Below are 15,185 nucleotides of genomic sequence, written 5' to 3'. Positions count from 1 at the left end.
GCCTTACCCTCACTTTTTGTAGTGAAAATTGCGCCGAACTCAGACCGAGAATTTTTTAACCATGTTTACTCCAGAATTACTTTCCCCCGCCGGTTCACTAAAAAATATGCGCTATGCTTTCGCCTATGGCGCGGACGCAGTCTATGCCGGTCAACCACGTTACAGCCTGCGTGTCCGCAATAATGAATTCAATCATGAAAATCTGGCGCTAGGCATTAAAGAAGCACATGAGCTTGGCAAACGTTTTTATGTTGTGGTGAATATTGCGCCGCACAATGCCAAACTGAAAACCTTTATCCGTGATCTGAAACCTGTCGTTGAAATGGGACCTGATGCGCTAATTATGTCCGATCCCGGACTGATTATGCTGGTTCGTGAGGCTTTTCCCGAAATGGAAATTCATCTTTCCGTTCAGGCTAACGCGGTTAACTGGGCAACAGTCAAATTCTGGCAACAAATGGGACTGACCAGAGTCATTCTCTCCCGTGAACTTTCTCTGGATGAAATTAATGAGATTCGCCAGCATGTTCCCGATATGGAGCTGGAAGTTTTCGTACATGGTGCACTGTGCATGGCCTATTCCGGTCGCTGCCTGTTATCCGGTTATATTAATAAACGTGATCCAAATCAAGGAACATGCACTAATGCCTGTCGCTGGGAATATAATGTTCAAGAAGGCAAAGAGGATGATATCGGTAATATTGTGCATATGCATGAACCTATACCGGCAAAAAATATCGAGCCGACACTGGGAGAAGGTGCACCAACAGATAGAGTATTTATGTTTGAAGAAGCGAAACGCCCAGGCGAATTTATGTCGGCTTTTGAAGATGAACATGGTACTTATATCATGAACTCCAAAGACTTACGTGCGATTGAACATGTTGAGCAATTAACTAAAATGGGCGTTCACTCTTTGAAAATCGAAGGACGGACAAAATCTTTCTATTACTGCGCCCGCACAGCACAAGTTTATCGCAGAGCCATTGATGATGCTGTCGCAGGAAAACCTTTTGATCCAACCCTGCTAACAACACTGGCAGGACTTGCTCACCGTGGATATACCGAAGGTTTTTTACGCCGCCATACCCACGATGCCTATCAGAGTTATGAATACGGCCATTCGATATCCGATACCCAACAATTTGTCGGTGAGTTTACCGGAAAACGGGTCAACGGATTGGCTGAAGTTGCAGTTAAGAATAAATTCATGGTTGGAAATAGTCTCGAATTAATGACACCATCGGGTAATATCCAGTTTACACTGGAAGCAATGCAGGATAAAAAAAACCAACCAATGGAAGTTGCTCCTGGAGATGGGTATATTGTCTATTTACCAATCCCTAAACAAATTGATATTAATTACGCCTTATTAATACGCAATCTAAATGGTATTAGTTCTCAATATGTTCAAACGAACCGAGACACAGACAAATAATCACCAATATACCATTCTGGTAATGATATATTTCTTTTTTTAGAAATAGATCACATCAATACTATTTTATTTACCGTAGTATTGTTGGTGAAAAATAAAAAATTAAAAAAGTTTTACAGTAAGACTAGGAACCACCTCCTTGGCCGGCTCAATCTCCCTTGAGCTGGCCTTTTCTTTTTCTATCCAATAAATAAAATCAATGAGTTACGAGATTCATTTACATGATTAATTAAATAGATAAACTTAACTATTAAATTAATAAACCTTTATATTAATATGTTTCTTGTACTCTATGCATTAATAAGAAAATATTTCTACTTATTGAAATATCACACTATCTAAAGAAATGTAATTAAAATTTTCCACTGTTCAATCATTCAAGAAACCCATCATATTTAGACCAAATATTATACAATTCGATAGAATTAATCAGGTGAAAATTATGAAAATAGATAATTGCAATTTACTTATTGTTAAAACTATTAGTTCAACATTTACCTGGCTATTCTGGTTATCAACACAGGACAACTTCTATTCCATGTATCCATAATATTAACAAGGGTAAAATAGCACTCATTGACCAAAATCCGGTGAATAACAATGCAGCACATCCGGTATCTCACAAGGATAAAGTTGATATTCATCTTAACCTCACAACAAGTACTGGTTAGCAAATCAAAGGACGGCAGAAACACATTTCTGTACTGGATTCAGAGTGAAAATATCATCTGGCAATAACATTCAGGAAAAGCCAGTCTGGTGGGGAACAACAATAAGTATTCTGCCTTATCTATCAAACACAACATCTTCCATCAACAGCCCAACCATTTAATAATATACTGTTTACCAAGGAAAAAACGTAACAGGAAAAATGTTTTTTATAAAGAAAAGAAAGTTAAATATCACCATCTGCAATAAAAAAACATGAGGAATTTTCTATCTGTGAAAAAATTAAATTATATTTATATGTTTATCAATCAGTTAATTAATCGATAAATACAGACTGAAACTAAAAATTTAACACAATAATTATTTTACATTATAATCATTTTTACGATAGGATAAATAACCACATTGATTATCGCTTACAGGATTATATATATTTTTAAACTGTGATGTCCAAGATCCTTACTCATTCCATATAATCATAGTAAATAAATTGCCGAAATAAAAATGGAACCAATTGCATTTATAAAAATAAAAACCTCAAAATATTTATATCTGACCTTATAAAGATAATCTGAATAACATCAGAATATGTTGTATGTTTGTATACATTTCATGTAATCAATTAACTTATTTATGCGAATGCATAATACAATAATATTAACCACAGTTTCACTAATTTTAAATTTTTTATCTATAACATCAAGTGCATATGTTGTCATAAAACCTACAGTAAACACCATGGCAATCACAAAAATTACACTAGAACCAGCAACAGATGTAGCTAACATCAAAGACCCAATAGTCCAAGAAACACAAGCTACTGCTGCTGCCTTAACCAGATCTACAGCAATATTCCCCAAAAAATCATCCAGCGTGTATTTATCCTTAAATAACCTGAGGTTTTAATATATTTTTCACCATTCTTGCCAACATACTCTGTCGCTTTAATCCCTAATCTTTTAAATTCTCTTACTCTATTTGTAAGGTCAAAAACATCACAAATATTACCTGCATAGGGTGATATTGGATCTGCAACCGAGAACACCTTTTTCATAAATGGGCTTTTTGATTTTGGGAAATCAATATCCTCCAGAACACTTTTTGCCTCATCTAATGACAGCAGTGCGATATATACTGTATTCTCTCTTAACTGCTTTTCGAGACCAATAACATCAAAGGGATTTTAATTTGATTAATTCCAACATAACCTCTTAAGAAATCCCCCATATAACCTTCCCAAGAAAGGTTGTATTTTTTGTATGTCATCGTGAAACCTCCTTTAATATTCTTAAAAGCCTACCTGAAGCGATCCACTACCACTTCCCTCCTAATACAACTTGTTATTTTAAAACGGATAAATGACAATCAACAGTATCTTTTGTGAACTGGAGTAAGACATGACTGATATCGCTAAGTTGTTAGGCAAAGATGCAGACAGTTTATTGCAGCATCGTTGTAGCACCATTCCGAGTGAAAATCTTTATCTGCCAGGCTCCGATTTTGTCGACCGCGTCATGATCGACAATAACCGGCCAAATACGGTTCTGCGCTCCATGCAAACATTGCTAAATCATGGTCGCCTTGCCGGTACTGGCTATTTATCTATTTTGCCGGTGGATCAAGGTGTAGAACATTCTGCTGCCGCTTCTTTTGCCGCGAACCCACTCTATTTTGATCCAAAGAATATCGTTGAACTGGCTATTGAAGCAGGCTGTAACTGTGTCGCCTCTACTTATGGCGTGTTATCCGCAGTTTCCCGTCGCTATGCTCATAAGATCCCGTTTCTGGTTAAACTGAACCACAATGAAACATTGAGTTATCCTGCTCAATATGATCAAACTTTATATACCAGCGTTGAACAAGCATTTGAGATGGGCGCAGTAGCCGTTGGTGCAACGATTTACTTTGGCTCTGCTGAATCACGTCGTCAAATCGAGGAAATCTCAGCGGCTTTTGAACGAGCGCATGAATTGGGTATGGTCACGGTATTATGGGCCTACCTGCGTAACTCCGCCTTCAAAAAAGAGGGAGTGGATTATCACGCCAGCGCAGATTTAACCGGTCAGGCTAACCATTTAGCCGCCACTATCGGTGCCGATATCGTTAAACAGAAAATGGCTGAAAATAATGGCGGCTATACTGCGATTGGTTTTGGTCATACAGATAAACGTGTTTATACCAATTTGACCACCGATCACCCAATCGATCTGGTCCGTTATCAGATAGCTAACTGCTACATGGGTCGTGCCGGTTTGATTAATTCAGGCGGTGCATCCGGTGATAATGATTTGAGTGATTCAGTTCGTACCGCCGTCATTAATAAACGTGCTGGCGGGACGGGGTTGATCCTCGGTCGTAAGGCTTTCAAAAAATCCATGAAAGAGGGTGTTGAACTGATTAATACGGTTCAAGATGTCTATCTGGATCAACAAGTGACAATCGCTTAATAAGGCTTATCATCGGTGATGATGAATAACATCGTGAAGACATTACACATTCTGAGCCATATTGCTCTCATAGCACAGGCATCTTACCCTTCATGACTCATTATCACCGAATCCCCCCCCTCACCACCACTGATGAAAATGATGTACAGGTCCAATTCCGGTTCCGACGTCCAGAGAATCCGCCTGTTCTAATGCCGCCTGGAGGTATGATTTGGCAACAGGAAGCGTTGTCTGCCAATCCGGATAACGTGGACGCAAAGCCGCTAATGCAGCGGAAAGAGTACACCCTGTACCATGAGTATGCCGGGTATTGATTCTGGGAGCAGTAAAACGCCATTCTCCATTCCCCGTAAATAGCCAATCAGGGCTTTCACAGTCGGTAAGATGTCCGCCTTTAAGTAAAACCGCTTCACATCCCAGTGATAATAATTCCCGTCCTTGTTTTTGCATGTCTGCTTCAGTTTCTGCTACAGAGCATCTCAATATGGTCGCGGCCTCCGGCAAATTCGGCGTCATCAACGAAACCTTCGGTAATAACCGTTCAACAACCACAGAAACCGCTTCCGGCACCAGCAGCGGATCACCGCTTTTCGCAATCATCACCGTATCCAATACAACATAAGGTACTGAATAACGGCTTATTGCGTCTGCAACTACTGCAACATTGGCCGCATTAGATAACATGCCTATCTTAGCGCTATCGATTCTGATATCTGACAGTACAGACTCAAGCTGTGCAGCAACGAAAGCAGGATCTATGTCATAAACAGATTGCACGCCATGCGTATTTTGTGCGACGAGAGCTGTCATTACTGTTGCGCCATAAGCACCAAGCGCAGAGAAAGTTTTTAGATCAGCTTGAATACCGGCGCCACCGCTAGGATCAGTCCCGGCAATTGTCAGTGAATTGATTCTTACCATAGGTACTCCTTCCCACCAGCAAAAGAAAAGCAGGTATCAGGAAAAAGACACCTTGACTTCCCTACGCTGGCATTATCCAGATCAGGTATTACGGGTTCATCTCAGCTCCGTGAAGAGCGCCCCGAGTCAAAACAAAAACACCCTATCAGATAACCAACAGGGTGATATCGGTATGTCATTGTTGCCAATAAAAAACCAATTAAGACAACAAATTTACTTCGTCAATTCAAAATGATTGACAAAAAGAAGTTATGCTGCTGTAACGTTTGCCGCGGAAGGACCTTTCTGACCGTCCTGAATTTCAAACTCAACTTTTTGACCTTCCGCCAAAGTTTTAAAACCTTCGCTCTGAATAGCGCTAAAATGTACAAACACATCTTTGCTGCCATCAGCGGGAGTAATAAAACCAAAACCTTTAGATTCGTTGAACCACTTTACAGTACCAGTGATTTTTGCCATTTTAAGAATTTCCTTTGGATCACTTAATTCTAATTCGCCGTTCGGCGCAACATAAAAACCAGAGCGAGTTGCTGCTATTAACAGAACCGTACCTCGTTTACCCGAACGATTTATCACATATTCTTAATATGATGGCAAGCCATTTTTTATCAGCTATGGAGCTAACGCACATATTTAAAATTCTTAACAACAATTATTGTTTAACATAACCGCAAAAATTTGAAAATCCAAGGTTATCCTAATTAGCTTACAGTTTATCCACTCAACAAAACCCCAAATCACATAAATAACTTTAACTTATTTTGCCTGTCTTATTATTAGAATCTTTATATCTATGGTATGTCTACAGGCGCGAATCACCACTCTTTGAGTGAAAGAAAAAGTCAATACATTTCCAATATTCGTCAGCCCAAATATCGGTATTAAATATACTCATTTAATACATATAACATCTTAATATTAATTTTTCGTTTAAGTGATATTGAAAATAGCAAGAGTAGAATTTCTGAATTTAGATGTTTGTCATATTTTGCATGATGTAGAGGATCTTCCCAATTTATGTCATTGGGAAATTGGAGCAATAAAATAATGAAGTTTGATTTAACTGTAGCCCGTGCCCTATCAGTCATTCTTGTAGTCTCATCCGGGACAGTATTTGCAACAGCGGCAGATACCGCCAATCAATCATTAACAACCACGGTATCCCATGCCCCCATCAGTTATGGCAACAGTTCAGACAGTTTATGGGGAAAATTCAGCAATAATGTCGCTCTCACTTGGGATGCACCCAGTAATGAACTTTATCTACCGGTAATTACCTGGCATAACAGATTTACCTACGATGAAGAAAAAATTGACAAATATAATGAGCGGCCCTGGGGTTTCGGTTATGGTAAATACCGTTACGACGAAGACAATGACTGGCATTCTCTCTATGCTATGGCTTTTATGGATTCTCATAACCGTTTGGAACCCATCATTGGTTATGGGTTTCAGAAAATGTGGATACCCAGTGATTTAGATGGCTTCCGAATGGGTATTGGTTTCACTTTAAGTGTCACAGCCCGTCATGATTATTACTATGTCCCTATTCCACTCCCACTACCGCTATTCTCCATAGAATATGATCGGTTATCGTTTCAGGGGACATACATTCCCGGCACATATAATAACGGTAACGTTCTGTTCGCCTGGTTACGCTGGCAATGGTAACCAGATAAAAAATACCAGGCTGTGGGTGACATCAGCCTGGCATCCTTATCGAGATAATCCAGGTATATGTTATCCCTGGTTCATGGTTTCCATTTTATTATTGCGGGAATGGGATATGAGAAACCCGAGCCATAAAATACCAATCCAAAATGGCATTAGAATGACTGAAATACGAATACTGTCCATCATCAAAATAATAACCAGTATAAAGACCAGGAAAACCAGACACAGATAATTACTAAATGGGTACCAGAATGCTTTAAATGAAGGTTCTACCCCCTCTTTAACTTTCTTTGCCCGGAATTTTAAATGCGCCATACAGATCATGACCCAGTTAATAACCAGTGTTGTCACCACCAGCGCCATCAATAATTCAAATGCTTTACCCGGCATGACATAGTTAATCAATACACCAATTGATGTAGCCAATGCAGACATCACGATTGCTTTGGTAGGAACACCACTCTCATTAACTTTTTTCAGCATTCCGGGGGCATTGCCTTGCTTTGCTAAACCGTACAGCATCCGGCTGTTACAATATACACCGCTGTTATAAACGGACAATGCGGCAGTCAGAACAACAACATTCAAAACATTAGCCACCCAGAAACTATCCAAGTTATGAAAAATCATGACAAATGGGCTTTCACCTTCAATGACATTGCCCCATGGATAAAGCGACAACAACACGGTCAGAGAACCAATATAGAAAATCAATATTCTGTATACCACCTGATTGGTTGCCTTGGGAATACTGATACGTGGATTCTCCGCTTCCGCAGCAGTAATACCAACCAGTTCCAACCCACCAAAAGAGAACATAATCACAGCCATTGCCATGATAAGGCTGGAGATCCCGTTAGGCATAAAACCGCCATATTGCCAAAGATTAGCAATACTGGCCTGTGGGCCGCCATTACCGCTGACTAACAGGTATGCCCCAAAAACAATCATGCAGATAATTGCTGTCACTTTAATGATAGCAAACCAGAATTCTGTCTCACCATATGACCGGACATTAATTAAATTTACCGTATTGATTAGGACAAAGAATACCGTAGCAGAAACCCAGGTAGGAATATCAGGCCACCAGTAATGAATATATATCCCTACAGCCGTCAATTCTGCCATTCCAACCAGAGTAAACATCATCCAGTAATTCCAGCCCGATAAAAAACCGGGAAAATCCCCCCAATATTTATAGGCAAAATGACTAAACGACCCAGCTACAGGCTCTTCAACCACCATTTCCCCCAGCTGACGCATAATCAGAAATGCGATAAAGCCTGCGATAGCGTAGCCTAAAATTACGGAGGGACCTGCCATTTTTATAGTTTGCGCAATACCGAGAAACAATCCAGTCCCGACAGCCCCCCCCAAAGCAATAAGCTGAATATGCCGGTTTTTTAAACCGCGTTTAAGTGTTGATCGTTGCGATTGTTCTGCCATCTTTTCCTCTTGCTGCAACTTTTATTTTATTATTAGTGGGAAAACAACCACTTCCCATTTATCTGCTTTATTTAAAGGGTGGATATTGAAGGCATATGTTAGCACAGATACATGATGGGAAAATGGCTGATGAGTATCAGCAACTAATTAGAAAGGCAGATACCGGGTCACAAAACAAATACCTGAATCAAACTTTTCACCCTGATCACAGTAGCTATCCAAAGCTAACAGATACAAGAATAGACATATTCCAAGTAATACTAAGATTGCAATGGTTTTTTTTATATCCAATTCTGTTTCCTTCAAGTTCGGTCAGTACGCAATATGTTAAGAATAAAATTGGAAAATGATATTTTACAATAGTGCAACAGGAAAAATATTCATCTTATGTTTTCCTTTGTGAAAAAATCGTACTGGCTCACAGTTTTATGACAGCAATGTACCAAAACGAATTTAAACAAATACTCATTATGTGGATTCTATTCATCAGCATAAAAAAATCAATTATCACATTTAGTTATAATTTGAATCGCTATGTCAACACTTTGTCATCTTTAGAAAAATCGGAAAAAGTTGTGTATACTTCCTTTCACTTTCAACTAGAACAAAATTGTTAATGCCACAGGATAATCACTTAGCACTTGTATACGCTCTCAGCAAATGGATCGAGAATCACCTTGGCCGAGTAATCCATCTGGAAGAACTGGCTGCTTACTCTGGCTATTCGCTTTGGCACATGCAGAAAATATTCAAGGAAGTTACCAGAATTTCTCTTGGCAAATATATCCGCCAGCGACGTCTGGCCGGTGCTGTTCATCTTTTAAGAAACAGCACCTTGCCTATTTTTGATATCGCCCTGGATTTTGGCTTTGGCTCACAATCTCATTTCACTTATATGTTCCGTAAAGAGTATGGCATAACGCCCTATGATTTCCGGCAGAATCCAGATATTGAGTTAGAGGTTAAACAACCTCTGCATTTCACCACCAACTGTTCATGACACAACAACCAGAAAGCACCTTTAAACGGGTAATTACCCAACAAACGCAGCCATACCACAATCAGGTTGCCAGACTTTCAGGGGAGAGATATGTCAATAAAATGAATAAAGGGACTGCTGTCAAAGCCGTTGGCTGATCATCTCGGTATCACCAGAGATAAAATTATGTGTATTGGTGACCATAATAATGATCTGGCAATGATCGAATTCGCCGCTGTTGGTGTCGCAATGGGTAATGCCGAACAAGGTGTCAAAGATATCGCTCAGTTTATTACTGCAACAAATGAACAAGATGGGGTGGCAATAGCGATAAATAAATTCCTGTAAAGCGATTTATTCTCTATTTAACCCCATCTTCATACCTATCCCTGGGATCCTAGCTTCACAGGTATTATTTGGCTCTGGTCGCTAACCAACAGACAATTGATCCGACTGTGACCATTAGCACACCTTGCCAAAATGAAAAAGAGAGTGCGGTACTCAGCAGTAAGGATGAAAAAGCGGTAGAGATAATCGGCGTGAAATAAGATAACGTAGCCAATAATGCAACATGCCCTCTGATGATTGCGACTGTCCAGGCAGCATTCGCCACACCAATAGCCGCTCCGGCAAACAGTAATATGCTGACACTACGAAGAGTTATCACCATTTCAGGTGGAGATGTGAAAAAGTATTGAATCCATAATGCAAAAGCCGTCAAGATAAAAAACAGCGTCATGCCATTCTTACCCGCCGCCATGATTTTTGTAATGTTACAATACACCGCCCAGATAATTGCACCAGCAAAAGCCAACCCATAGCTTAATGGATTACTCTGGATATTCTCCACCATCTGCCTGAATGACCAGCCATTATCACCGCTCATCACCCAACCAATCCCCAGAATAGACAATAACAAACCAGGGTAGAGCCACCCGTTCACTTTCTGCTTATTAACAATGACCGCCAATAAGACAGTAAAACCCGGCCATAAATAGTTAACCATACCCAATTCAATTGCCTGAGCACGATTATTGGCAAAACCTAATGAAAGTGATAAACAGATTTCATAACCGACAAATAGTAAACTCCCAAGCCACAAATAGACTCTGGGAAAAGTGCTGATTTTTGGGAAACCAATTAGCAAAACCAGAAAAATTGCGCCAACAGTATAAATAAGCGCTGCGCCACCTACAGGCCCAAAACTTTCACTAACACTTCTTATCAATCCGACAATTGCACTCCACAACACAATCGCCAGGACTCCGTATATTGTCGCTTTGTGTTGTTCGATCCTTGTTTTCACATCGATCCTCATATTTATTCTTGGTCTAGTTCCCTGTCACGCTGTATCAAATAAATCAATACCAAAATGATAGTGACAAAGAAACGGAAAGCGCTGGACACTCCATTCCATTGTTTAGACATCCACATCCCAAACCATTCACCACCAATTGACATAAATGCCACCTGCCAGGTTAGAAAACCCAGGGTCAGGCCAGCTATCGCAATAGCTTTCTTTTTATTGAAGACAGCAGCATCAGATTTCAAATTCGCCAGTAAACGGATACCACCAATCCAACAGAACACCGCGGTTAACGTTTCTAAAGAAATAATGACAATATAACTAATGTGATGTAACACCGGTGAATGGATTGCACGATAGGTGATGGTCGCATCAGGGAAAATGGTATCCATCATCAATACATGCTGTACAAACACGAAATTAGTACCATAGTCTGTGATATTGCCAAAAGCGACCAATGTAGCAAACAGCGCTATTGCACAGACCAGCAAGACCTTAGATAAACGAATAATCATTTGTCGGGTTCTCCAAAGAATGACTGAAACACCAGAGAGATCATAAAGAACACAAACTATCATATAATTTAACAATCATCACCTTATTCCCACATATTAAATCATAGAATTACTTTTGAAATATTTTCATCTAATATCTGACTTATGTTTTCCTGTTCATACCATCATTAGATCAGTTATTATCTATTCTATTCTTATTTACCTGACTGTTACTTATGGATGATTCTCTAGTTAGCTCAATAAAAAACTATTTCAGACAAAAATTGAATAGGAAAGATTATATTATCAGCTTTATTACAGCGGCTGTTATCCTCGGAATGCTGATTTTCCTCTCTGGTTATCTGGCAGAAAACAATTATGCAGCCTATATGCAATATGGATTATCTGTATGGCTGTATATGATCTCTATTGGTTTATGGGCAATGTGCTCCTTCGCCACTATTTACTATTTAATCATGAAAACCGCTTTCCGATTGAATGGGGCGGGATTATATGGCTGGCCAATATCTATTTTTATCTATCTATGCAGTGTGTTACCAAACTATCTTTCTGACAAAATAATGATCTATTCGCCATTTATCAGCCTGGTTGGGATCATTCTTGCATTTACTCTTCCGGCAAGAAAAAACAATAATAAAAGGTAATATTTACCTTATGTCCCCAAAAATTTTATTTCATCTGACTATTACTTAAGATAGTAATCGTCGTTATAAAATAAAACAGCGATCATTTATATACATTGCATTATTACTGAGTTTTTTATTATTCCACTATGACCGGATTTCTACAATCCTGCCTGACGACTAGTTTATTAAAATAATTTAGTTATAAAAAGTAATGATGAAAGAGATTTGTAATCAAGATAATGGAAATGAAATTGGAAATTCTTGATTGATCATTGCCGAAATAGTCTGCGATTCCAGATTAAAACAATGTGAAGAGAAATCAGAAGAGCGAACCATGAAAGTTTTATCGTGCTAATTATCGAAAAGCTATGCGATAAAAGTCACTCTAATAAAGTAACTTTTATGGCACGATCTTACTGAATACGACAAACTACCCTTTATATTTCTCAACCAGAGCCAGAGCTATTGACTCAGTTTGCGCATCGGGATTACCACTAATGTCATCTGGTCTGAAATGCATCTGGAATGCACTGATTGTTCTAAGGGTATCTTCATCAAGTACACCCGTTTGTGGAATGGTATAGCCATATTTAGCTAATGTTTTCTGTATCAACGCAACAGAAGCCATGTCATTCCATTTTCTGCCAGCCATATATTTTTCAACTGTTACATCATCAGGCCATGCACCGATACCTTGTTCAGCCAAGTTCTTCCACGGGAAAAGTTTACCTGGATCATATTTTCTCAGCGGTGCGATATCGCTGTGACCAATAACATTTACAGGCTCAATGTCATAACGCTGAATAATATCTTTCGCCAAACGCGTTAACAGATCGATCTGCTGCTCATTAAACGGATACCACTCTTTCTCAAGTAACCTTTCCGTAAATCCTTTATTGACAATTTCAACACCAATTGATGTGTCATTCAAATCTTTTCGACCATTCCACGCACTGACACCAGCATGCCATGCTCTCTTACCTTCAGGAACCAATTCCAGAATGACCGGCTTCCCACTCACATAATTCGGTAACGATGGGATCAGGTAATGAGCACTGACACCATCCTGAGTCAATATACGTAAAGAATCCTGATCATTGACGGCAGTATAGTGGAACACCAAAAACCTTACTCTGTCATTCTGACTTTTCGAAGGAAAAGAGCTATCAACTTTATAAGTGCCCCGATCTTCCAGATGACGTTGGCTGGAACACCCGGCCAATAACATAAATAAGCCAACCAATATGATCTTTTTCATAATCTCCCTGTCCCACCTATTAATTGAAAACAATATAATAACACAAAGAAATCAAATGAATACAAAATAAATTTTATATTTTATATGATTTTTTTACAAAATTATCAGCTTTATTCTTGATATAAAACACAGCAGAAAACGCCTTATTCCCATAAGTTAGATAGGAATAAGGCAAAAATAATAAGCAAGACGTAAAAGGTAACCAGCTTCTATATCATTAAATAATATTAACTATACCTTCCGTCCTTGTATCTCACTTGTGCTCGGTCGCTTGATTCGCGTGGGCGCGACTTGCTGTTTCCTCCCAAATACCAACTTCAACCTTTTGCTGAATCTCAGGATATTGATTGATATCAAATGTCGGCAACTTACCGGCACGTCTCTGCTGGTTATAATCTCTTGCAAGTTTAAATGCGACGCCGGAAAGTAACAAAATAGCAGTTAGATTGGTAATTGCCATCAATGCCATAGATAAATCAGCCATTTTCCAAACTAAAGGCAATTCAGCCAACGCGCCAAACATCACCATACCTAATGCCGCCAGACGGAGGATCACCAGGCCCGCAGTATGATTACGTTCAAGGAATACAATATTGCTTTCAGCGTAAGCATAATTCGCAATGATTGATGTGAAGGCGAAAAAGAAGATAGCTAACGCGATAAACTCAGATCCCCAATCACCGACCGCTGAGGATAATGCCCGCTGAGTCAGCTCTATTCCACTTATTCCTGAAATATCACCATCAAGCACACCCGATGAAAGGATGATAACAGCGGTAGCACTACAGATAACGAGAGTATCCATAAAGACACCCAGCATTTGCACATACCCCTGAGATGCCGGATGAGGAGGATATGGAGATGCGGATGCAGCTGCATTAGGGGCTGAACCCATCCCCGCTTCATTTGAAAACAATCCTCGCTGGACACCTTGCGTCATTGCCTGCGCAACACCGTAACCAACGGTTCCTGCAACCGCTTCCTGCAAACCGAATGCACTTTTGAAAATCAATGCAAACACTTCCGGCATTCGTTCAAAATTATGCCCGACGACCCAAAACGCCAGGATAAGATAAGCTGCTGCCATGAAAGGAACAACCAACTCCGCAACTCTGGCAATAGAACGCAAGCCACCAAAAATAATGGCCCCGCTAAGGATCACCAGCCCAATACCAACATATAACGGATTAAAATTAAACGCGAAAGCAGCAGCCTGAACAATTGAATTTGCCTGAACAGCATTAAATACCAGACCAAAAGCAATAATAAGGAATATGGAGAACATAATGCCCATCCAGCGTACCCCAAGCCCTTTTTCCATGTAATAGGCCGGGCCGCCGCGGTAATTCCCCTTATCGTCTTTTGTCTTGTACAGCTGGGCAAGTGTGCTCTCAATAAAAGAGGTCGCCATCCCAATCAGGGCAACAACCCACATCCAAAAAATGGCGCCAGGCCCACCCGCCGTTAAAGCGATTGCCACACCGGTAAGATTACCCGTACCTACCCGTGCAGCTAAACTGGTACACAACGCTTGAAATGATGAAATACCCGCACTGTCAGATTTTTTACTGTTTTTCAGTACTGAAAACATATGCCCAAAGTGGCGTATCTGTATAAAACCTGTACATATAGTGAAGTAAACACCGGCCCCAAGAAGAAGATAAATCAGTACGGAGCCCCAAAGGATGTTGTTAAAGAAGTTAATCAGTTCCGTCAAAATATTTTTCCCCTTAAATTAGCAAACCCAGTCTGACCATAAAATCGTATCCGGCAGAATTCATTGCGCTTAATATGCCTTTATAATTAACAACTAACACAATGCCGTTTAAAAAAACACAGAGATACTGGTCAGAAAAACGCTATGAATGTAACACAAGTTTGAAATTAATGTGTAATGTTTACTGAC

The 15,185-nt window shown here is 39.7% G+C and carries 16 protein-coding genes and 1 riboswitch; of the genes, 6 read left to right on the top strand and 10 right to left on the bottom strand.

Annotation, left to right across the window (positions count from 1 at the left end; translation table 11 throughout):
• Positions 1-61: 61 nt before the first annotated feature.
• Positions 62-1,438, top strand: coding sequence for a prephenate-dependent tRNA uridine(34) hydroxylase TrhP (gene trhP, locus VY86_RS17410; protein WP_046975884.1), 1,377 nt, complete (start codon positions 62-64; stop codon positions 1,436-1,438).
• A gap of 1,250 nt (positions 1,439-2,688) precedes the next feature.
• Here the strand turns inward: trhP and VY86_RS26040 are convergent.
• Together VY86_RS26040 and VY86_RS26035 are read right to left on the bottom strand one after the other, a co-directional pair.
• Positions 2,689-2,967 carry a hypothetical protein gene (locus VY86_RS26040; RefSeq protein WP_052760866.1) on the bottom strand — a complete coding sequence of 93 codons (279 nt, stop codon included), beginning with the start codon at positions 2,965-2,967 and terminating at the stop codon, positions 2,689-2,691.
• Complete coding sequence (locus VY86_RS26035) at positions 2,949-3,161, bottom strand: hypothetical protein (protein ID WP_228940055.1); 213 nt, start codon at positions 3,159-3,161, stop codon at positions 2,949-2,951. Before VY86_RS26035 ends, VY86_RS26040 begins: the two co-directional genes overlap by 19 nt.
• 343 nt (positions 3,162-3,504) lie before the next feature.
• On the opposite strand from VY86_RS26035, the gene fbaB reads away from it, so the two are divergent.
• Positions 3,505-4,554 (top strand): class I fructose-bisphosphate aldolase, encoded by a 1,050-nt coding sequence (gene fbaB, locus VY86_RS17390; protein ID WP_046975883.1) that lies wholly within the window; start codon positions 3,505-3,507, stop codon positions 4,552-4,554.
• 120 nt (positions 4,555-4,674) lie between these two features.
• Here the strand turns inward: fbaB and thiD are convergent, their stop codons facing one another.
• Together thiD and cspE are read right to left on the bottom strand one after the other, a co-directional pair.
• Positions 4,675-5,475 (bottom strand): bifunctional hydroxymethylpyrimidine kinase/phosphomethylpyrimidine kinase, encoded by an 801-nt coding sequence (gene thiD / locus VY86_RS17385; RefSeq protein ID WP_046975882.1) that lies wholly within the window; start codon positions 5,473-5,475, stop codon positions 4,675-4,677.
• Between the two features lie 41 nt (positions 5,476-5,516).
• Positions 5,517-5,609: riboswitch (TPP riboswitch) on the bottom strand.
• A 115-nt stretch (positions 5,610-5,724) separates the two neighbouring features.
• The gene (gene cspE, locus VY86_RS17380; protein WP_011147003.1) at positions 5,725-5,934 is read right to left on the bottom strand and encodes a transcription antiterminator/RNA stability regulator CspE; all 210 of its coding nucleotides are present in this window, start codon (positions 5,932-5,934) and stop codon (positions 5,725-5,727) included.
• Between the two features lie 588 nt (positions 5,935-6,522).
• Here cspE and pagP point away from each other — a divergent pair.
• Positions 6,523-7,146 (top strand): lipid IV(A) palmitoyltransferase PagP, encoded by a 624-nt coding sequence (pagP, locus tag VY86_RS17375; RefSeq protein ID WP_046975881.1) that lies wholly within the window; start codon positions 6,523-6,525, stop codon positions 7,144-7,146.
• 69 nt (positions 7,147-7,215) lie between these two features.
• On the opposite strand, the gene VY86_RS17370 is transcribed toward pagP, so the two are convergent.
• Together VY86_RS17370 and mgrB are read right to left on the bottom strand one after the other, a co-directional pair.
• Positions 7,216-8,595 (bottom strand): amino acid permease, encoded by a 1,380-nt coding sequence (locus VY86_RS17370; RefSeq protein WP_046975880.1) that lies wholly within the window; start codon positions 8,593-8,595, stop codon positions 7,216-7,218.
• 147 nt (positions 8,596-8,742) lie between these two features.
• Positions 8,743-8,886, bottom strand: coding sequence for a PhoP/PhoQ regulatory lipoprotein MgrB (gene mgrB / locus VY86_RS26695; RefSeq protein ID WP_036849285.1), 144 nt, complete (start codon positions 8,884-8,886; stop codon positions 8,743-8,745).
• A 325-nt stretch (positions 8,887-9,211) separates the two neighbouring features.
• On the opposite strand from mgrB, the gene VY86_RS17360 reads away from it, so the two are divergent.
• On the top strand, positions 9,212-9,595 hold the full coding sequence (locus VY86_RS17360; RefSeq protein ID WP_021325645.1) for a helix-turn-helix domain-containing protein: 384 nt from the start codon (positions 9,212-9,214) through the stop codon (positions 9,593-9,595).
• Between the two features lie 129 nt (positions 9,596-9,724).
• Positions 9,725-9,922: an HAD hydrolase family protein gene (locus VY86_RS17355; RefSeq protein ID WP_023046290.1), complete on the top strand. Its 198-nt coding sequence runs from the start codon at positions 9,725-9,727 to the stop codon at positions 9,920-9,922.
• A gap of 64 nt (positions 9,923-9,986) precedes the next feature.
• Here the strand turns inward: VY86_RS17355 and yddG are convergent, their stop codons facing one another.
• Positions 9,987-10,892 (bottom strand): aromatic amino acid DMT transporter YddG, encoded by a 906-nt coding sequence (yddG, locus tag VY86_RS17350; RefSeq protein WP_046975878.1) that lies wholly within the window; start codon positions 10,890-10,892, stop codon positions 9,987-9,989.
• Between the two features lie 2 nt (positions 10,893-10,894).
• Entirely contained in the window at positions 10,895-11,395 is a 501-nt protein-coding gene (locus VY86_RS17345; protein ID WP_046975877.1) for a DUF2165 family protein, read from the bottom strand.
• Positions 11,396-11,610: 215 nt separating this feature from the next.
• On the opposite strand from VY86_RS17345, the gene VY86_RS17340 reads away from it, so the two are divergent.
• Complete coding sequence (locus tag VY86_RS17340; RefSeq protein ID WP_046975876.1) at positions 11,611-12,039, top strand: DUF805 domain-containing protein; 429 nt, start codon at positions 11,611-11,613, stop codon at positions 12,037-12,039.
• A 412-nt stretch (positions 12,040-12,451) separates the two neighbouring features.
• Here VY86_RS17340 and VY86_RS17335 read toward each other — a convergent pair whose 3' ends face one another.
• Positions 12,452-13,279, bottom strand: coding sequence for an N-acetylmuramoyl-L-alanine amidase (locus tag VY86_RS17335; RefSeq protein WP_046975875.1), 828 nt, complete (start codon positions 13,277-13,279; stop codon positions 12,452-12,454).
• Positions 13,280-13,532: 253 nt separating this feature from the next.
• A complete protein-coding gene (locus VY86_RS17330; protein WP_046975874.1) occupies positions 13,533-14,996 on the bottom strand; it encodes an alanine/glycine:cation symporter family protein in 1,464 nt (487 codons plus the stop codon).
• Between the last annotated feature and the right edge of the window lie 189 nt (positions 14,997-15,185).

It is taken from the genome of Photorhabdus thracensis, from assembly GCF_001010285.1.
Taxonomy (GTDB): domain Bacteria; phylum Pseudomonadota; class Gammaproteobacteria; order Enterobacterales; family Enterobacteriaceae; genus Photorhabdus; species Photorhabdus temperata.
Note: the sequence above shows the minus strand (reverse complement) of the source record. Positions and strands in the feature narration are given on the sequence as shown.